This window comes from Deltaproteobacteria bacterium, assembly GCA_035063765.1.
GTDB lineage: Bacteria > Myxococcota_A > UBA9160 > UBA9160 > PR03 > CAADGG01.
In genome coordinates, this window is the sequence record JAPSFT010000013.1 from 39,996 (window position 1) to 59,386 (window position 19,391).

Consider the following 19,391-nt stretch of genomic DNA (forward strand, 5'->3'; position numbering starts at 1 on the left):
ATGACGCTGCTGTAACCTGCTCGCTCCCCGGTGAGCCGTCGCTGCCTTCCCCTCGCGAGGATCCCGACCAACATGGACCGCTCCGGCGCCGCGCCCGCCGCCGCCGACTCCGCACAGTACGAGTCCGAAGACCGCCCACCCGAACCCGCGCGTCTCGAGCCGATCCGCTTCGACGCGGGCAGCGCCGGCGCGCTCGCCGACTTCGGGGTGAACGCCGCCGCGGTCGAGGAGATCCAGGCGCGCTGGGCCGGCGATCCCGGCTCGGTCGACCCCGCCTGGGCCGCCGTCTTCGACGCCGAGGAGTCGGCCGCAGGTGCCCGCCTGGACCGCCGCACCGCCGAGAAGCACGCGCGCGTCCTGCGGCTGATCCACGCCTATCGCGCGCGCGGCCATCGCATCGCGGAGATCGACCCGCTCGGCGGCCGCCGGGACTCGTACTTCCCCGAGCTCGACCCCGGCCACTACGGGCTCGGCCACGACGACCTCGATCGCCCGTTCCTGGCCGGCGATCTGCCGGGCGGCCCGGTGCAGCCGCTGCGCGACATCCTGGCGCTCCTGCGCGAGACCTACTGCGGCAAGGTCGGGGTCGAGTTCACCCACATCCAGGACCCCGGGCGCAAGGTCTGGGTGCAGCGCCGGCTCGAGGAGAGCCGCAACCGCAGCCTGTTCGGGAAGGACGACCGGCTGCGTATCCTCGAGCGGCTCGCCGAGGCGGAGCTCTTCGAGCGCTTCCTGCACACCAAGTTCCTGGGCCAGAAGCGCTTCTCGCTGGAGGGCGCCGAGACCCTGATCGCGCTGCTCGACGCGGTCGTCGAGGCGGCGCCCGGCCACGGCGTGCGCGAGCTCACGCTCGGCATGGCCCACCGCGGGCGGCTCAACGTGCTCTCGAACGTGCTCGGCAAGTCGCTCGAGTCGATCTTCGGCGAGTTCGAGGACATCGAGAACGTGGCGGCGCCCTTCGGCTCGGGCGACGTCAAGTACCACAAGGGCTTCTCGAACACCCGCCGCACGCGCTCGGGCCAGCGCGTCCACCTCTCGCTCACCGGCAACCCCTCCCATCTCGAGGCGGTGAACCCCGTCGTCGAGGGGCGCGCGCGCGCCAAGCAGGCGTCGATCGGCGATCGGCGCGGGCGCACGATCGTGCCCCTGTTGATCCACGGCGACGCCGCCTTCGCCGGCCAGGGCGTGGTGGCCGAGACGCTCAACCTGTCGCGGCTCGCGGGCTACTCGACCGGCGGCACGATCCACGTGGTGGTGAACAACCAGATCGGCTTCACCGCCACGCCTGCCGAGACGCGCTCGACCCTCTACTGCACCGACGTCGCCAAGATGCTCCAGGCGCCCGTCTTCCACGTGAACGGCGACGACCCGGAGGCGGTGGTGCACGTGGCGCTCTTCGCGCTCGAGTACCGGCAGCGTTTCGGCGAGGACGTGGTGATCGACCTGGTCTGCTACCGGCGCCACGGCCACAACGAGGGCGACGAGCCGAGCTTCACCCAGCCGCTGCTCTACGAGAAGATCCGCAGCACGCAGCCGGTCCGGCACCTCTACCAGGAGTCGCTGCTCGCCGCCGGCGTGATCACGCGCGAGGACGCCGAGCGCATGGAGAAGCAGGAGAACGAGCAGCTCCTGCACGCGCTCGAGACGATCAAGACGCGGCCGCCCGGGCCCGACGAGCCCTACGAGCCCGGCGGGCCGTGGACCGGCTTCTCGCGCCGGGCGCCGCGCGAGCCGCTCGAGACCGGTGTCGCGATCGAGCGGCTCCAGCAGATCGGCGAGCGCCTCGCGGAGGTGCCGCCCGGCTTCGAGCTGCACCGCAAGCTCGTGCCCTTCCTCGAGAAGCGGCGCAAGGCGATCGCCGAGGGCGCCGAGCTCGACTGGGCCTTCGCCGAGGCGCTGGCCTTCGGCTCGCTGCTGCTCGAGGGCTACGCGGTGCGGCTCTCCGGGCAGGATTCCTCGCGCGGCACCTTCAGCCACCGCCACGCCGTGCTGGTCGACCAGAGCAGCGAAGCCGAGTACGCGCCGCTCGCGCACCTCGCGAACGGCCAGGGCCGCTTCGAGGTCTACGACAGCCTGCTCTCCGAGGCGGCGGTGCTCGGCTTCGAGTACGGCTACGCCTCGACCGACCCGATGACCCTGGTGCTCTGGGAGGCGCAGTTCGGGGACTTCGCGAACGGCGCCCAGGTCATCATCGACCAGTTCGTCGCGTCGGCCGGGGTCAAGTGGGGCCGGATCAACGGCCTCGTCCTGCTGCTGCCCCACGGCTACGAAGGACAGGGCCCCGAGCACTCGAGCGGGCGCATCGAGCGCTACCTCCAGCTCTGCGCCGAGGACAACCTGCAGGTGGTGAACTGCACCACCCCCGCGCAGTACTTCCACGTGCTGCGCCGCCAGATGCGCCGCAACTACCGCGCGCCGCTGGTCGTCTTCACGCCGAAGAGCCTGCTGCGCGCGCCGCGTGCCACCTCGAAGCCGGCCGCGCTCGCCGACGGCCGCTTCCAGACCGTGCTCGCCGACCCGCTCGCGCGCCCGGAGCAGGTGCGCCGGGTCCTGCTCTGCTCGGGCAAGATCTACTACGAGCTCCTCGAGGAGCGCGACAAGCGCTTCGGCGAGGGCCAGCCGGGCGACGTCGCGATCCTGCGCCTCGAGCAGCTCTATCCCTTCGACGCCGAGGCGCTGGCCGGCGCGCTGGCGCCCCTCGCCGCGAGCGCCGAGCACTTCACCTGGGTGCAGGAGGAGCCGCGCAACATGGGCGCGTGGAGCTTCGTGCAGGAGCGGATCGAGCCCCTGCTCCCGGCCGGTCGCGCGCTCGGCTATGCCGGGCGCCTCGCCTACGCCGCCCCGGCCGGCGGCTCGATGCGCGTGCACCGCCGGCGCCAGTCGGCGCTCATCGCCCAGGCCTTCGGCGACGACGTCTCGCCGGCGCCCTGAAGAGGGCGGGCACCCCCACCAGCGGACTTCGGGGGGCGGGGGCCCGCGTGACCGCCGATCGCGGTCCGTGCCGTCAGGGCTGCGCGGGTGCGGCTGCCCCGCTCCGGGCCGCGGCGGGCGGCGCCTCCGTCCCGCCGGGCCGGGGCGGGACCACGACCGCGACCCCGCGCGCCAGGTCCTCGCGCATCAGCTCCACCATGTGGAGCTCGTGGGCGTCGACGTGGGATGCGTTCGTGAACACGTCGAGCGGGTAGCGCCTCGTCTTGTGGCGCCCGGGCAGCAGCAGCAGCTCCTCGCGGTCCGGGAAGCGGCCGTCGAGGAAGCGGTAGCCGCGCACCTCGCCGATCGTGTAGGGCCCCGGCACGCCGGCGTCGCGCAGGATCTTGCCGTAGACGTCGAGCGGGACGGTCTGGGCGCCGGGCGCGAGCTCGCCCTTGAAGCTCGCGAAGGCCAGCGGCTCGCCGTCGGCTCCGTAGACGTTGGCGTCGAAGCGGTAGAAGCCGGCCTGGTCGAGATCGATGCCGACCCCGATGCGCAGGCTCCCCTCGTAGAGGCTGTCGTGGACGCTCGCGAAGCGGCCGGGGATGCGGTCGGCGGGCGTCGAGAAGATCCGCAGCGCGTCCTCGTGCTCGCGGCCGGGCGCCCACGCGAAGCGCACGGTGAGCAGGATCGCCCCGTGGTGGTCCGCGAAGCGGTGGAGCGGGAGCTCCGTCACGAGCCGATCGCCTTCGGGACGGAACACGAGGGGGTACGGCTCGCCGACGGGGCCCGACCGCCCCTCGCGCACGGCGCTCGCCGCGACGACCTCGACCGGCACCGCCGCCTCCCCCTGCCGGACCTCGAGCCAGGCGTGCACGGTGTCGGGGCCGACGTAGGCCCAGTGGTCGGCGGTGAAGAGCCAGGTCACCTGCTCGCCGGGCGGTGCGCCGGCGGTGTCCGGGATCGGACGCGGGCGCTCGTGACGGCGGTTCGGGAAGAGCAGGTCCTCGTGCGCGCGCGTGAGGCGCCCGGAGCTCGCGGGATAGGGCGTCGCCTCGAGGAAGCGGCGGATCGGCTCGGGGAGCGGCTCGGGCGCCGGGGCCGGGCGCCTTCTCGCCCGCCCCGGTGCCGTCGCGCCAGCACCGGATGCGGGCGGCGGCGGGGCGGCCGACACGGCCAGCGGCGCGCTCAGGCGTGCGTGCGTGCGCGAACGCCAGGACCAGACGCCGAGGCCGGTCGCCAGCGCTGCGAGCAGGACGAGCGCGCCGGCGCGCCGGCGCGTCCGTCCTGCCTCGCGTCCGCCCAAATCCTCACCACCCCATGTTGGTGATGAACTTGGTCTTCATCTCGTAGTGGTCGAGGTCGTAGCCGCTGCAGGTCCAGGCGGCCGCGTGGTTCGTCCACTTGGGCGTCGAGCACATGTTGCTGGTCGACGCCGTGCTGGTCCGCGCGCCCGCCGAGTGGAAGGCCACCGCACCGTCGTCCTCGCCCGGCAGCAGCCACGAGGAGTACCACCAGCCGTCGTAGCCCCCGACGTGGTAGACGGTCTTGCCGTTGGTGTCGTTGTGGTTGTAGGCGTTGCGCACCTCGCTGGTGCCGAGGTGGCCGGCGTAGTCGCAGGGGCCGAAGACGTCGGCCAGGAGGTTTCCCGACAGCTCGCTGCCGCCGCCCGCGCCGCCACTCGTGCCCACCCAGAACACGTTCCAGTTGGTCGAGGAGTTGGCGAAGCGGTGGCCCATGACGGCGTCGCCGCCGCTGTAGTTGAGCACGTAGCAGGCGTTCGAGCCGGTGCAGCACTGGTCGAGGTAGCGGCCGAGCGTGTAGCTCGAGTCGGAGAGCCCCGAGTGGTTGGTCTGCACGGCGCGCACGTCGATCGAGGTATAGCCGCTGGCGGCGGCATAGCGGTCGTTCCAGCCCTGCGAGCACATGCCCCCGAGGTGCAGGATGTAGCGGCGGTTCGCGTTCGCCACGCAACCGGTGTTGTTGTTGCAGACGGGCTGGTAGTCGGCGCAGCAGTCGCCCTGGCTCGCACAGGCCGCGTCGCACCAGCAGCCGTTGCCGTTGTCGCCCGCGCCGTAGCCGCCACAGGCGCTGACGCAGGTACCCGCGTTGTCGCCCCCCTTGCCGGCCTGCGCGGGCCCGGCGGCGATCATCGCCATCGTGACCGCCAGCACCGCGCACGCGGGAGCCAGCCAGGCGAGCCCCTTCCCGTTCGGGTCCGGGCGCTCTTCGGGACGCACGGGTCCCCGGATGCCGCGACGAACACAGCCCATGGACTTCCCCTCCTCCGGTGCACCCCTGCACCGCGGGGCCATCCTACGCGCGGCCACGCACCGGAATCAACGGCTTCGTGTCGCACCCGGGGGATCGGAGGTGCGCGCAGGGCAGGCGCGCCGGGCCAGCTCGCGCTGCCACGCTTCACGGGGCGGCGTGGTGCACAACACCTCGAGGTCGGAGCGGCGCGCGGGCGCGTCGGCGAGCGAGCCGTGCAGCACGAGGGCACCGCCGGCGTCGTGCGCGCCGGGCCCGCGCACGAACCCGTAGGCGGGGTGCACGAAGCCGTACGCGGGAGCGTAGACGCGGGTCACCCACATGCGGGGGTCGGGCGCCCACTGCGCCGGGAAGGCGAAGCGCCCGCGGGCGTCGCTGGTCGCGAAGCGCGCGTGCCGCGTGGGCTGGGGCGCGCCGCCCACGCCGGCCCCGTGCCACCACTCGATCACCGTCGCCCCCGCGATCGGCGCTCCCGTCCCGGCGTCGGCCACGCGCCCCTCGACGGCCGGCAGCCGGCACGTGCCCCCTCCCGGCACGCAGCCGGCGAACGCGAGCGCCACCACCGCCAGCGCCTGCGCCCCGCGCGAACGCTGGCAGCGGGGACGCGAAGGCGCGGCTCGTGCACGTTGCACGGCGGCGATCATACGCCGGAGGGAGGTTCGGTGCGCGCGCCCCGGGCCGCGCGGGCCCGGCTGTGCGTGCTGCATGCCCCGTGCAGCGGCCGGCCGGCCGCGCGTGGACCGGGTCCGGAACGTCCGCCATCCTAGGTCCGGGGGGTGGGTCGAAGGGTTGCAGGGTGACGCACTACGACCGGCTCTCGGCCCAGGATCGCAGCTTCCTCGACCTCGAAGGCCCCACGACGCACATGCACGTGGCCGGCGCCTTCCTGTTCGAGCGGGGGGCGCTGGCGACGCCGCAGGGCGGCGTCGACATCGACACGATCCGTGCCTACGTCGAGGCGCGCCTGTACCGGATCCCGCGCTACCGCCAGCGCCTCGCCTGGATCCCGATCGAGAGCCACCCGGTCTGGGTGGACGACGACCGCTTCAACGTCCACTACCACGTGCGCCACACCGCGCTGCCCGCGCCGGGGGACGAGCGCCAGCTCAAGCGCCTGTGCGCGCGCGTCCTGTCCCAGCCGCTCGACCGCGATCGGCCGCTCTGGGAGATGTGGGTCGTCGAGGGGCTCGAGCACGATCGCTTCGCGCTCGTGTGCAAGACGCACCACTGCATGGTCGACGGCATCTCGGGCGTGGACCTGCTGGCGGTGCTCCTGTCACCGACGCCCGACAAGGAGTTCGAGCCCGGCCCCGACTGGTACCCGAACCCCCCGCCGGGCAGGCTCACGCTGCTGCGCGACGCCGCGTGGCGGCGCGCCACGACGCCCTTCGCGCTGGCCGGCGCGACGGTCGCGGCGCTGCGCCAGCCCGAGGTCACCTGGGAGCGCGCGCGAGAGATCGCGGGCGGGCTCGCGCAGACCCTGACGGCGGCGCTCTCCCCGGCCGCCGATACGCCCTTCAACCGCCCGATCGGCCCACACCGGCGCTTCGACTGGGTGGGCTTCGACCTCGCCGAGGTGAAGCGGGTCAAGGACCGGCTGGGTGGCACCGTGAACGACGTCGTGCTGGCGACCGTGGCCGGCGCGGCCTCGCGCTTCCTCGAGCAGCGCGGCATCCCGCTGCGCCGGCAGCGGGAGATGGACTTCCGCGCCTTCTGTCCGGTGTCGGTGCGCAGCGCCGAGGAGCGCGGCGCGCTCGGCAACCGCGTCTCCTCGATCGTGGCGCGCCTGCCGATCGCCGAGCGCGACCCGGCGCAGTGCCTGGCGGCGGTGCACGAGGTCACGGCGGACCTGAAGGAGTCGAAGCAGGCGCTCGGGGCCGAGGTGCTGACGTCGGTGTCGGAGTGGACGGCCCCCACGCTGGCGGCGCTGGCCGCGCGGCTGGCGTTTGCGAACCGGCTCTCGAACCTGATCGTGACCAACGTGCCGGGCCCGCAGGTCCCGCTCTACCTGCTCGGGGCGCGCATGCTCGAGACCTACCCGATGGCGCCGCTCTTCGAGGGCCAGGGGTTGGGCATCGCGCTGTTCAGCTACTGCGGCGGGCTGTACTGGGGCTTCAACGCGGACTGGGAGCAGTTCCCGGACCTGCACGACTTCGTGGTGGCGATCGACGCCTCCTTCCGCGAGCTGGGCGAGGCGGCCGACGCCGCCGACTAGCGCGGAGCGGGCTGTCGTCCGGCGGACGGTGCTGGCCGCCTTGCTCCGTCGGGACCGCGCGTTATCCACCCGAGGGAGGCCCGATGCGAGACACGCTCGCGCTCGTGCTCGCTGGCGGCGAAGGCCGCCGGCTCGACCCGCTGACCCGCGAGCGCAGCAAGCCCGCCATGCACTTCGGCGGCCGCTACCGGCTGATCGACTTCGTGCTCTCGAACCTGGTCAACAGCGGCTTCCAGCGCATCAAGGTGCTGACCCAGTACCGCGCGACCTCGCTCGTGCGCCACCTCGCGCGCGGCTGGTCGCTGGCCTCGACGGTCGTCGACGAGTTCATCGAGCCGGTGCCCGCGGCGATGAACATCGGCCCCACCTGGTTCCGCGGCACCGCCGACGCGATCTGGCAGAACCTCGACCTGCTGCGCGAGTCGCGGCCGGCCGACGTGCTCGTGTTCGGCGCCGACCACGTCTACAAGATGGACATCGGGCTGATGGCGGAGCACCACCGCGCGGTAGGCGCCGACCTCACCGTCGCCGTGCTCTCGGTGCCCCGCGCGGAGGCGGCTGGCGCCTTCGGCTGCATCGAGGTCGACGATTCGGGCTGGGTGCGCGGCTTCGTCGAGAAGCCCGCCGACCCTCCGCCGATCCCCGGTGACCCCGAGCACACCCTGGTGTCGATGGGCAACTACGTGTTCCGCACCCGCAGCCTGATCGAGGAGCTGCGCCGCAACGCCGGGCGCAGCGAGAGCACCCACGATTTCGGGCGCGACATCCTGACCAGCGTCTACGGGCGTGCCAAGGTCGCAGCCTACGACTTCACCTCCCAGCTCTGCCCCGGCGAGAGCGAGCGCAGCCGCGGCTACTGGCGCGACGTCGGCACCATCGACGCGTTCTTCGAGGCCAACATGGATCTCGTGTCGGTGGAGCCGCGCCTCAACCTCTACAACGAGCTGTGGCCGATCCGGGGAGTGCAGTCGGGCGGGGGGCCCTGCAAGTTCGTGTTCGCGGACGAGGCGCGCAACCGCGTCGGTGCCGCCGTGGACTCGATCGTCGGCACGGGCTCGATCGTGTCGGGTGGCTACGTCGAGAACACCGTGGTCTCCAACCGCGTGCGCGTGAACAGCTACAGCCACGTCTCGGAGAGCGTGCTCTTCCCGAACGTCGACGTCGGGCGCGGCGCGCGCCTGCGCCGCTGCGTGGTCGACAAGGGCGTCGCGGTCCCGGCCGGCGAGGAGATCGGCTACGACGCCGAGCGCGACCGCGCGCGCTTCACGGTGAGCGAGGGCGGCGTCGTCGTGGTGACCCGCAAGGACTTCGGCCAGCGCGACGAGTTCGACGTCGAGTGATGCCGGCCAGGAAGGGTCACCGCCTGCGCCTGCACTTCGCGGCCGCCGAGCTGGCGCCGCTCGCGCTCTCGGGCGGCCTCGGCGAGGCGGTCGCCGGGCTGGCCGCGGCGCTCGCCGCACGCGGGCACGAGCTGACCTGCCTCCTGCCGGCGCATCGCCGGGCGCTCGAGAGCCCGGCCCTCCCGCCGCTCACGGAGGCGGGCGCGGTGCGGCTCGCGGTGCCCGGCGGCGCGGGCGCGCTCGCCGGACGCTGGCTCGAGGGCCGGCTCGGCGCACTGCGCGTTCTGCTCCTCGACCTGCCCGCCCTCTACGACCGGCCGCGCCTCTACGACGGGACCGCCGGCGCCGGCGAGGCGCTGCGCTTCGTCGCCTTTGCGCGCGCGGTGGCGGAACGGGCCGCCGCCGAGACGCCCGAGGTGCTGGTGGCCCACGACTGGCACGCGGCGCTCGCGCTCGCCTGCCTGCGCACCCTCCACGACTTCGGCGCCGCCCGCGCGATCGGCTGCGTGCAGGTGGTGCACAACAGCGCCTACCAGGGACGCTTCGCGGCCTCGGCGATGGCGCTGACCGGCCTCCCGCCGGAGCTCTTCCATCCCGATGCGCTCGAGTTCTGGGGCGACCTGTGCCTCCTGAAGGGCGGTCTCGTGTGGGCCGACCGCATCGTCACGGTGTCGCCCACCCACGCCGGGGAGCTCCAGACCGCCGCCTTCGGCGGCGGGCTCGAGGGCCTCTACCGCTGGCGGGCCCGGCGGCTGGTCGGGATCGCGAACGGGATCGACGTCGAGCGACACGATCCGGCGACGGACCCGGCGCTGGCGGCCCGCTACGACGCGCACTACCCGAAGCCGAAGGCCGCCTGCCGCGAGGCGCTGCTCGGCGCGCTCGGCCTGGCGACACCCGCACCCGGGCGCCTGCTCGGCGCGATCGGGCGGCTGGCCGAGCAGAAGGGCTGGGACGTGCTCGCCGACGCGATCCCCCGGCTCGTCGAGCAGGGCGCCTCGCTGGTGCTGCTCGGCGACGGCGACGCGCTCCTTGCCGAGCGGCTGCGCGCGGCAGCGGGCCGGTTCCCGGCGCGGGTGGCGGTCGTGATCGGCTGGGACGAGGGCCTGGCCCGCCGGATCTACGCGGGCGCCGACGGCATGCTCGTGCCCTCGCGCTTCGAGCCGTGCGGGCTCGTCCAGCTCGTGGCGCAGCGCTACGGGACGCTGCCCGTGGCGCATCGCGTCGGCGGGCTCGCCGACACGATCGAGGACGGGGTGAGCGGCGTCCTGTTCGAGCCGCTCACGCCGACGGCGATCGCCGGCGCGGCCGAGCGCGCGGCGCTCCTGGTCCAGGAGCAGGGCGCCGACAAGGTCGCACGCCGGCTGCTCGCGCTCGACGTCTCGTGGCGGGCGCCGGCCGCGGCGTACGAGACGCTCCTCGCCGCGGTCGCGCGCGAAGCCCGGCGGCGGCTCTGAGCGGATGCGCGTCCTCCCGGGCGCACCGGCGCCGCTCGGCGCCCGCTTCCGCCACGACGAGCAGGGCGCGGGCGTCGACTTCGCGGTCGCGTCCTCGCAGGCGACGCGGATCGAGGTGTGCCTCTTCGACACCCCCGGCGCGGCCGTCGAGTCGGCACGCGTCGCGCTGCCCGAGCGCAGCGGCGACGTCTGGCACGGGCGCCTGCTCGGCCTGCGCCCCGGGCAGCTCTACGGCCTGCGCGCCCACGGGCCCTGGCGGCCCGAGGCGGGGCAGCGCTGCAACCCCGCCAAGCTGCTCGTCGATCCCTACGCCCGCGCCCTCTCGGGCCCCGTCGTCTGGGACGAAGCGCTGCGCGGCACGCGCCCCGGGTCGCCCGCCGAGCCCGATCCTCGCGACACCGCCCGGTGGATGCCGAAGGGCGTGCTCCTCGACGACGGCTTCGACTGGGAAGGTGACGCGCCGCCGGGCACGCCCTGGAGCCGCACCGTCCTCTACGAGTGCCACGTGAAGGGCATGACCCAGTGCCATCCGGGCGTGCCGGCCGAGCAGCGCGGGCGCTTCCTCGGGCTCGCCGCCGGGCCGGTGGTCGAGCACCTGCTCGCGCTCGGTGCCACCGCCGTCGAGCTGCTCCCGGTGCAGCACCACGCGATCGACGCGCACCTGGCCGCACTCGGGCTCCCGAACTACTGGGGCTACATGACGCTCGGCTTCTTCGCGCCCGACCCGCGCTTCGCGAGCGGCGCGCTCGGCCAGCAGGTCTCCGAGTTCCGCACGATGGTGAAGCGCCTGCACCGGGCGGGCCTCGAGGTGATCCTCGACGTCGTCTACAACCACACCCCGGAAGGTGGGGCCGACGGGCCCACCCTCTCGCTGCGCGGGCTCGACGACGCGGGCTACTACCGGCACCGTCCCGACGCGCCCGGCGAGTACCTCGACTTCACGGGCTGCGGGAACAGCCTCGACACCGGCCGCCCGCGCGCGCTCCAGCTCGTGCTCGACAGCCTGCGCTACTGGGTCGAGGAGATGCACGTCGACGGCTTCCGCTTCGACCTCGCGACCGTGCTCGCGCGCGACGGCCACCAGTTCGAGCCCTTCGGGCGTTTCTTCGAGTTCGTGCGCCAGGACCCGGTGCTGGCCGGCGTCAAGCTGATCGCCGAGCCCTGGGACCTCGGGCCCGGCGGCTGGCAGCTCGGTCGCTTCCCCGTCGGCTGGTCGGAGTGGAACGACCGCTTCCGCGACGCGACCCGCCGCTTCTGGCGCGGCGACGGCGGCCAGCTCCCCGAGCTGGCGTCGCGGATCGCCGGCTCGAGCGACTTCTTCGGCGCCGGCGGCCGTCCGCCGCAGGCCAGCGTCAACTTCGTCGCCGCCCACGACGGCCTGACCCTGCGCGACCTGGTCAGCTACGCGCGCAAGCACAACGAGGCCAACGGGGAGGGCAACCGCGACGGCGGTCACGACGAGAGCGCCAACTGGGGCGTCGAGGGCGAGAGCGCCTCGCTGCGGGTGCGCAAGCTGCGCGCGCGGGTGCGCCGCAACCTGTTCGCGACCCTGGCGCTCGCCCAGGGCGTCCCGATGATCTCGCACGGCGACGAGCTCGGCCGCACCCAGGGCGGCAACAACAACGCCTACTGCATCGACGACGAGCGGACCTGGATCGACTGGGAGGGCGCCGACGCCGAGATGCTCGCCTTCGCGCGCGCGGCGCTCGCGCTCCGCCGCGACAACGCCGTGTTCCGCCGCCGGCGCTTCTTCCGCGGCGAGGCGGCGGTGCCCGGCCTCCCCGGCGACGTGGCCTGGCTGCGCCCGGAGGGCGGACCCATGCAGGAGGCGGACTGGCACGATGCGAGCCGGCGCGCCCTCGGGCTCCTGATCCCCGCGGCGTCGGCGGATCCCGCCGACGAGCGCGGCCGCCCGCAGGCTGCCCGCACCGTGCTCCTCCTGCTCAACGGCGGGCCGCGCACGCAGGGCTTCTTGCTCCCGGATCCAGGAGGGGAGGGCGTCTGGTGCGAGCTGCTCGACAGCGCCTGCGCGCAGGGGAGCCGCTCGTTCCGCGCAGGCGAGCGGCTGCCGGTCGCGGCGCACGGACTGCTCCTCCTGGCCGCCGGGGCGGGCGGGTGAGCGCCGGCCGGCCGGCGCTGCGCGCGCTCGCGGAGCGGCTCGGCATCGTCTCCTCGTACTGGGACCTGACGGGTCGCGAGCGGGTCACCTCGGATGCGACGCGCGAGGCGCTGCTCGCGGCGATGCGCGTGGACGCGTCCGACGAGCGGGCCGCCACGTCGGCGCTCGCAGCGCTCGAGGACCACGAGCGGGCACGCTGGCTCGAGCCCGTCCTGGTCTGGCGCGAGTACGCTGGCTCGGCGCCGGCGGTCCCGCTGCGGATCCCGCCCGGGATCGACACCGGCTCGTGGCGGCTCACGCTCCACGAGGAGGGGGGGGCCGCCCACGTCAACGAGGGGCGCCTGCCGCCGGCGAGCGGGCGGGACGCGGCGGGCCGGGTGACCCTGCCGCTGCCCTGTACGCCGCCGCCGGGGTACCACGAGCTCGAGCTCGAGGTGCAGGGAGCCGGCTTCGCGCAGCGCGCGCGCCAGCGCTTCGTGATGGCGCCGCGCACGGCGTGCGGCGTCGACGAGCGGCCCGGCGCGCGCGGCGCCTTCGGCCTCTGGGCCAACCTCTACACGCTGCGCAGCCGGACGAACCAGGGCTTCGGCGACCTCGGCGACCTGGGCTCGCTGCTCGCCTGGTGCGCCGAGGCGGGCGGCGCCTTCGTCGGCGTGAACCCCCTGCACGCGATCGCCGCGCGCGGGCTCGCGATCACGCCCTACAGCCCCGTGAGCCGGCTCTATCGCAGCGTGCTCTACCTCGACGTCGAGGCGGTGCCGGAGCTCGCGGCGTGCGACGCAGCGCGTGCCGTGCGGAGCCGCGCAGCGTACCAGGCCGAGCGCGCGCGCCTGCGCGCGGCCCACACGATCGACTACGGCGCGGTGCTCGACGCGAAGCTCGCGCTCCTGCGCCCGCTCTTCGCCTGCTTCCGGGCGTCCGGCTCCACACCGCGAGCCGCCGCATTCGGCGCCTGGCGCGCGCACGAGGGCGAGGCGCTCGAGGACTTTGCCGCCCACCAGGCGCTCGCGGAGCGCTTCGGGGCCCCGGGTGCCCCCGCCAGCGACTGGCGTGCGTGGCCGGAGCCCTTCCGCGATCCCCGCGGCCCGGCGGTCGCCGCGTTCCGCCGCGAGCAGGCCGAGGCGGTCACCTTCCATGCGTGGCTCCAGTTCGAGCTCGACCGCCAGCTCGCGGCCGCCGCCGAGCGCGGGCGCGCGGCCGGGCTCGCGATCGGCCTCTACCAGGATCTCGCGATCGGCTCGGCACCGGGCTCGGCCGACACCTGGATGGCACGGGATCTCTTCGCGCAAGGCGCCACCGTCGGCGCTCCGCCCGACGACTACGCGCCCGGCGGCCAGGACTGGGGCTTCCCGCCGCTCGACCCCCACCGCCTGCGCGCCGACGGCTACCGGCTTTGGAGCCGGCTCCTGCGGGCGGGCTTCGCCCACGCCGGCGCGCTGCGCATCGACCACGCGATGGCCATGGCGAGGCTGTTCTGGATCCCGGAAGGCCGGCCGGGGAGCGAGGGGGCGTACGTGCGCGCCCACGCCGGCGAGATGCTGGGCGTGCTCGCGCTCGAGAGCCGGCGGGCGGGTGCGCTCGTGATCGCCGAGGATCTCGGCACGGTCCCGCCGGAGTTCCGCGAACGGCTCGCCGAGTGGGACGTGCTGTCCTCGGCGGTCGCCTGGTTCGAGCGGGACGGCGCGCGCTTCCGCCCCGTCTCGGCCTGGCCGGTGCGTGCGCTCGCGACGATCGGGACCCACGACCTCGTGCCCCTCGCCGGCCATCGCGACGGCGTGGATCTCCGGATCCGCCGGCGCGCCGGCCAGATCGAGGACGACGAGGCGCTCGCGGCGGCGCTGGTCGAGCGCGCGCGCGAGCATGCGGGCCTGCTCGCGCTCCTGCGCGAGGAAGGGCTGCTCGAAGGGGAGGGCGAGCCGCCGGAGGCCGAGCTGTGCGCTGCCGTACACGCACTCCTCGCCGCGGCACCCTCGGTCCTGGTGGCCGCCTCGCTCGACGACCTGGCGGGCGAGCGCGAGCCCGTGAACGTGCCCGGCGTCCCGGTCGAGCGACACCGGAGCTGGTCGCGGCGCATGGCTCGCTCGCTCGAGGAGCTGCGCGCGGATCCGCGGGTTGCGGCGCAGCTCGGCGCGCTGCGCGCGCGGCGCGGGCTATGATGCCGAGCATGGGGCATCCGGATACGGGCCGGGGAGACGTACGCGCCGGAGGTGACGACTCCGGAGGCGACGCCCCCGCAGAGGGCGTCCCTGCCGGAGGCATCGCCGGCCGTGATGCGCGGACCGGCGCCTTCCTCGCCGCCGTCCACCGCAACGTCCGCTACCTGATCGGCAAGCGCTGGGAGGAGGCGGCTCCGCGCGATCTCGTGGCGGCCCTCGCGCTCGCCGCGCGCGAGCCCCTGATCGAGCGCATGTTCGAGAGCGAGCGCCGCTACGCCGGCGCCGGCGCCAAGCGCCTCTACTACCTGTCGGTCGAGTTCCTGATGGGGCGGGCGCTCGGCAATACGCTGCTGAACCTGGGGCTCCTCGACACCGTCGAGCGCTCGCTCGAGGCCCTCGGCGTCGACTGGGAGGAGGTCGTCGAGGCGGAGCCCGATGCGGCGCTCGGCAACGGTGGCCTCGGCCGGCTCGCCGCCTGCTACCTCGACTCGCTCGCGACCCTCGACCTGCCGGGCTTCGGCTACGGCATCAACTACGACTACGGGTTGTTCCGCCAGGCGATCGAGGGGAATCAGCAGCGCGAGTACCCGGAGCCGTGGCGGCGCGTGGGCGCTGCCTGGCAGATCGAGCGTCCCGAGCGCGCCTGCTGGGTGCCCGTCTACGGGCGCGCCCGGCGCCGCTCGCACGGTGCCGCCGATTGGCACGACTGGCGCGTGATCGTGGGCGTTCCCTACGACATGCCGGTGGCCGGCTGGGGCGCTCGCACCGTGAACCGGCTGCGGCTCTTCTCGGCGCGTTCACCCGACGAGTTCGACATCGAGATCTTCCACCGCGGCGACTACCTGCGCGCCTTCGAGCGCAAGCTCTCGATCGAGCGCATCTCGGCGCTGCTCTATCCCTCCGATTCGACCGAACAGGGCAAGGAGCTGCGGCTGCTCCAGGAGTACTTCTTCGTCGCCTGCTCGCTGCGCGACGTCCTCTCGCAGTACCTGGAGACGCGCTCGAGCCTCGACGCGCTGCCCGCCAAGGTGGCGATCCAGCTCAACGACACCCATCCCGCGCTGGCGATCGCCGAGTGGATCCGGCTGCTGGTGGACGAGCACGGCATGGGCTTCGACCGCGCCGTCGAGCTGACCCGCGGCAGCTTCGCCTACACCAACCACACGCTGCTGCCCGAGGCGCTCGAACACTGGCCGCGCCCGCTCCTGGCGCGCGTGGTGCCGCGCCATCTCCAGATCATCGAGGACCTGAACGCCCACCACCTGGCAGCGGTGGAGCTGCGCTGGCCGGGCGACGTCGAGCGCATGCGGCGGCTCTCGATCTTCGACGAGGCGGCACCCAAGCACGTGCGCATGGCCCATCTGGCCGTGGTGGGAAGCCACACCGTGAACGGCGTCTCGGCGCTGCACTCGGAGCTGGTGCGGACGCGACTCCTGCCCGACTTCGCGGAGCTGTGGCCCGAGAAGTTCCGCAACGTCACGAACGGGGTCACGCCGCGGCGCTGGCTCGCCAAGGCGAACCCCGGCCTGGCGCGCGCGATCGACGCGCGCCTCGGGTGCGACTGGATCACCGACCTCGACCGGCTCGCCGGGCTCGAGCCCCTGGCTGGCGACCCGGGCTTCCGTGCCGAGTTCCGCGCCGTGAAGCGCGCCAACAAGGAGCGGCTGGCGCGCGAGGTGTCGCTCGGCGGTGGCGCCGCCCTCGACCCCGATGCGATCTTCGACGTCCAGGTCAAGCGCATCCACGAGTACAAGCGCCAGCTTCTGGCCGCGCTGCACGGGATCCATCTCTACCTCCAGATCGCCGAGGACGGGCTCGTGCCGGCGGCGCCGCGCGCCTGCCTGTTCGCGGGCAAGGCCCCGCCCGAATACTGGATGGCAAAGCTCGTGATCCACCTGCTCTGCAACCTGGCGGAGGTCGTGAACCACGACCCGCGCACCGCGGGGCTGCTGCGGGTGGCGTTCGTCCCCGACTACCGCGTGTCGCTGGCCGAGAAGATCATTCCCGCCGCAGACCTCTCCGAGCAGATCTCGACCGCGGGTTTCGAGGCCTCCGGCACCGGCAACATGAAGCTCGCGCTCAACGGCGCCCTCACGATCGGCACGCTGGACGGCGCCAACGTCGAGATCCGCGAGGCGGTCGGTGCGGACAACTTCTACCTCTTCGGCCTGCGCGCCGAGCAGGTCGAGGAGCTGCGCATGCACGGCGGATACGACCCTCGGGAGCGCTACGAGTCGAGTGCGGCGATCCGCCGCGTGCTCGACGCGATCGGCGCCGACCGCTTCTCGCGGGGCGAGCCCGGCGTCTTCCGCCCGATCCTCGAGAACCTGCTCGACCACGGCGACCCCTACTTCGTGCTGGCGGATTTCGAGTCCTACCGGGAGGCGCAGGAACGGGTGGCCCACGACTTCCGGGACGCCGACGCCTGGTCGCGGCGTGCGATCCTGAACGTGGCCCGGGTGGGCCGATTCTCCTCCGACCGCGCCGTTCGCGAATACGCGGCACGGATCTGGAGTCTCGAAGCGGTGCCCTAGGGCGGGCTGGCTGATCGGCTCGCTTGCGGGCTGCTATGATGCCGCGCCCCCGGACCCCAGGAGGTTCCATGCATTCCGCCCGCCACTCCTTCCGGCTCGCCGCGGCACTCGTGCTGCTGGCGGCGTCCGCCTGCTCCCCGCCGGCCGAGCGTTCCGCCCCGGGCGCGCCGGCGCCGGAGGCCGCCGGCGGCGAGGACGAGCTGGCCGGCCGCTTCGCGGGCCGCGACGTGACGGTGGGCGACGTCGACGAGTGGATCCGCGAGAAGCTCTTCGAGAACGCCACCGGCAACCGCAACCCCTCGCGGCTCTACGAGGTCCGCAAGCGTGCGCTCGAGCAGATGGCCGTCGAGCAGGCCATGGAGACCGCGGTGGCGCAGACCGGGAAGGACCGCGACACCCTGCTGCGCGAGGAGCTCGACAAACGAGCAGCCGTGAGCGACGAGGAGGTGAAGGCCTTCTACGAGCAGAACAAGGATCGCTACGCGGGCCGTGACTTCGCGCAGCTCCAGCCGTCGATCCGCCGCCAGCTCGAGCAGCAGGCGCGCCAGAAGGCGGTCGAGGAGTACCTGACCAGCCTGCGTGCCTCGACCGGCTTCGAAAGCGTGCTCGAGGCGCCGCGCTTCGAGATCGGCGGTGAGGGACCCGCGCGCGGCCCGGCCGATGCGCCGATCACGGTGGTGGAGTTCAGCGACTACCAGTGCCCCTTCTGCAAGAGCGCGGAGGCCGTCGTCTCGCAAGTGCTGGAACGCTACCCGACGCAAGTTCGTGTCGAGTTCCGCCAGTTCCCGCTCGACAACCTCCACCCCCAGGCGCGTCTCGCCGCGGAGGCGGCCCTGTGCGCCGCCGACCAGGGCCAGTACTGGACGTATCACGAGGCGCTCTTCCGCAACTCGCCCAAGCTCGAGAAGGCCCAGCTCGAGAGCTACGCGTCGCAGATCGGCCTCGACCGGGCCGCCTTCGACGCCTGCCTCGCCGAGAAGCGCCACGCCGCCCACGTCGACGCGGACGTGGCGGCGGGCAAGGCCGCCGGGGTGGCCGGGACGCCGGCCTTCTACGTCAACGGCCTCCCGGTCTCCGGCGGTCGCAGCCTGGCGCAGTTCGCCGCGGTGATCGACGGCGAGCTCGAGCGGCTCGGGCTGCCGGTGCCCCCGCCGCCTCCGCCGGCCGCGGCCCCGGCGCTCCCCGCACCGGCCGCCGCCGCGCCGCCGAGGCCGGCTCCCGCCCCTGCGGCCCCGGTGGCAAGGCCCGCCCCCGCGGCGCCGGCGGCGGAGTCCGCCCCCGCGCCCGCGCCCGCGGCGGCCCCCGCGCCGAAGGCGCCCTGAGCCGGCGCGGGCTCGGCCGCACGGGCGGTGGCGCCACGGGGCGTCACGGCACGAGCAGCACCTTCCCGAGGTTGCGGCGGTCCTGCACGTAGTGGTGCGCCTCGGCGGCGCGAGCGAAGGGGAAGCGCTCGGCGACGACGGGGCGGATCGCGCCGTCGCGCCAGTAGCCGAGCAGGGTCTCCATCCAGCCCGCCACGCGCTCGCCCTCCTCCCAGAGGTGGCCGAGGTTCACGCCGAAGACGCCCTTGTTCTCGTTCATGAGCCCGAGCGGTCCCCAGCGCAGCCGCAGCGTCGCGAGGCCGGCCCGCAGCGCGGCGAGCGGCCGGCGGCGCTTGTCGGTCGCCGCGGCCGAGAGGCCGAACATGCCGAGGCGGCCGGTCGGCGCGAGCACGCGGAAGCCGTCGCGGAACGACGTCGCGCCGACCGCATCGAGGATCAGCTCGACGCCGCGCCCGCCCGTGAGCGCGCGCGCGCGTGCGGCGAAATCCTCGTTCCGGTAGTCGATGCAGTGCTCGACCCCCATCGCACGCAGCGCCTCGTGCTTGCCGGCCGAGGCGGTGCCGATCACGCGCGCGCCGATCCGGCGCGCGAGCTGGATCGCCGCGATCCCGACGCCCCCGCCGGCGGAGTGGATCAGGACGGTGTCGCCCGCGCGCAGGCTCCCCATCACCTCGACGAGCTGGAAGGCGGTCAGGTAGTTCACCGGCAGCGCCGCGCCCGCGTCGGCACCCATGCCCTCCGGGCGCGTGAAGGCCTGGCGCTCGGGGACGCACACCACGTCCGCGTAGCCGCCGAAGCGCGTCATCGCGAGGACGTCGCGCCCGACCCAGTCGGGGAAGGTGCCGGGGCCCACCGCGTCGATCCGGCCGGCCACCTCGTAGCCCGGCACGACCGGCATCGGCGGGAGGTCCGGGTAGAGCCCGAGCCGGCCCATCACGTCGGCGAAGTTCAGGCCGGCGGCGTCGACCCGGATCCGCACCTCGCCGGGGCCGGGCAGGGGATCGCGCGCCTCGCGGAGCTCCAGCACCTCGGGCGGGCCGGCCTTCGGGATCCAGACCTGGCGCATG

General features: G+C 74.2%; 12 protein-coding genes. 8 read left to right on the forward strand and 4 right to left on the reverse strand.

Annotated elements, in window-relative coordinates:
* Positions 1-72 precede the first annotated feature (72 nt).
* Complete coding sequence (locus OZ948_11560; protein MEB2345367.1) at positions 73-2,931, forward strand: 2-oxoglutarate dehydrogenase E1 component; 2,859 nt, start codon at positions 73-75, stop codon at positions 2,929-2,931.
* A gap of 73 nt (positions 2,932-3,004) precedes the next feature.
* Here OZ948_11560 and OZ948_11565 read toward each other — a convergent pair whose 3' ends face one another.
* From OZ948_11565 to OZ948_11575, 3 genes are all read right to left on the reverse strand, one after another.
* A complete protein-coding gene (locus OZ948_11565; GenBank protein MEB2345368.1) occupies positions 3,005-4,216 on the reverse strand; it encodes a hypothetical protein in 1,212 nt (403 codons plus the stop codon).
* Between the two features lie 4 nt (positions 4,217-4,220).
* On the reverse strand, positions 4,221-5,183 hold the full coding sequence (locus OZ948_11570) for a hypothetical protein (GenBank protein ID MEB2345369.1): 963 nt from the start codon (positions 5,181-5,183) through the stop codon (positions 4,221-4,223).
* A gap of 66 nt (positions 5,184-5,249) precedes the next feature.
* The gene (locus OZ948_11575) at positions 5,250-5,813 is read right to left on the reverse strand and encodes a carboxypeptidase-like regulatory domain-containing protein (GenBank protein MEB2345370.1); all 564 of its coding nucleotides are present in this window, start codon (positions 5,811-5,813) and stop codon (positions 5,250-5,252) included.
* A 164-nt stretch (positions 5,814-5,977) separates the two neighbouring features.
* On the opposite strand from OZ948_11575, the gene OZ948_11580 reads away from it, so the two are divergent.
* From OZ948_11580 to OZ948_11610, 7 genes are all read left to right on the forward strand, one after another.
* Complete coding sequence (locus OZ948_11580) at positions 5,978-7,396, forward strand: wax ester/triacylglycerol synthase family O-acyltransferase (protein ID MEB2345371.1); 1,419 nt, start codon at positions 5,978-5,980, stop codon at positions 7,394-7,396.
* Positions 7,397-7,479: 83 nt separating this feature from the next.
* Entirely contained in the window at positions 7,480-8,736 is a 1,257-nt protein-coding gene (gene glgC, locus OZ948_11585) for a glucose-1-phosphate adenylyltransferase (protein ID MEB2345372.1), read from the forward strand.
* The gene (locus OZ948_11590; GenBank protein MEB2345373.1) at positions 8,736-10,193 is read left to right on the forward strand and encodes a glycogen/starch synthase; all 1,458 of its coding nucleotides are present in this window, start codon (positions 8,736-8,738) and stop codon (positions 10,191-10,193) included. The genes glgC and OZ948_11590 overlap by 1 nt, the downstream gene beginning before the upstream one ends.
* Positions 10,194-10,197: 4 nt before the next feature.
* Entirely contained in the window at positions 10,198-12,312 is a 2,115-nt protein-coding gene (glgX, locus tag OZ948_11595) for a glycogen debranching protein GlgX (protein MEB2345374.1), read from the forward strand.
* Complete coding sequence (malQ, locus tag OZ948_11600; protein ID MEB2345375.1) at positions 12,309-14,468, forward strand: 4-alpha-glucanotransferase; 2,160 nt, start codon at positions 12,309-12,311, stop codon at positions 14,466-14,468. Before glgX ends, malQ begins: the two co-directional genes overlap by 4 nt.
* Before the next feature lie 8 nt (positions 14,469-14,476).
* Positions 14,477-17,002 (forward strand): glycogen/starch/alpha-glucan phosphorylase, encoded by a 2,526-nt coding sequence (locus tag OZ948_11605; protein ID MEB2345376.1) that lies wholly within the window; start codon positions 14,477-14,479, stop codon positions 17,000-17,002.
* A 68-nt stretch (positions 17,003-17,070) separates the two neighbouring features.
* Complete coding sequence (locus OZ948_11610; protein ID MEB2345377.1) at positions 17,071-18,324, forward strand: thioredoxin domain-containing protein; 1,254 nt, start codon at positions 17,071-17,073, stop codon at positions 18,322-18,324.
* A 43-nt stretch (positions 18,325-18,367) separates the two neighbouring features.
* On the opposite strand, the gene OZ948_11615 is transcribed toward OZ948_11610, so the two are convergent.
* Positions 18,368-19,390, reverse strand: coding sequence for a zinc-binding dehydrogenase (locus OZ948_11615; protein ID MEB2345378.1), 1,023 nt, complete (start codon positions 19,388-19,390; stop codon positions 18,368-18,370).
* Position 19,391: the final 1 nt, after the last annotated feature.

What these genes read in the sequence shown, in the direction of transcription:
- glgC (MEB2345372.1), top strand. Translation starts at nt 7,480, where the DNA reads ATGCGAGACACGCTCGCGCTCGTGCTCGCTGGCGGCGAAGGCCGCCGG.
- OZ948_11570 (MEB2345369.1), bottom strand. Translation starts at nt 5,183, where the DNA reads ATGGGCTGTGTTCGTCGCGGCATCCGGGGACCCGTGCGTCCCGAAGAG.
- glgX (MEB2345374.1), top strand. Translation starts at nt 10,198, where the DNA reads ATGCGCGTCCTCCCGGGCGCACCGGCGCCGCTCGGCGCCCGCTTCCGC.
- OZ948_11610 (MEB2345377.1), top strand. Translation starts at nt 17,071, where the DNA reads ATGCATTCCGCCCGCCACTCCTTCCGGCTCGCCGCGGCACTCGTGCTG.
- OZ948_11605 (MEB2345376.1), top strand. Translation starts at nt 14,477, where the DNA reads ATGGGGCATCCGGATACGGGCCGGGGAGACGTACGCGCCGGAGGTGAC.
- OZ948_11560 (MEB2345367.1), top strand. Translation starts at nt 73, where the DNA reads ATGGACCGCTCCGGCGCCGCGCCCGCCGCCGCCGACTCCGCACAGTAC.
- OZ948_11615 (MEB2345378.1), bottom strand. Translation starts at nt 19,390, where the DNA reads ATGCGCCAGGTCTGGATCCCGAAGGCCGGCCCGCCCGAGGTGCTGGAG.
- OZ948_11590 (MEB2345373.1), top strand. Translation starts at nt 8,736, where the DNA reads ATGCCGGCCAGGAAGGGTCACCGCCTGCGCCTGCACTTCGCGGCCGCC.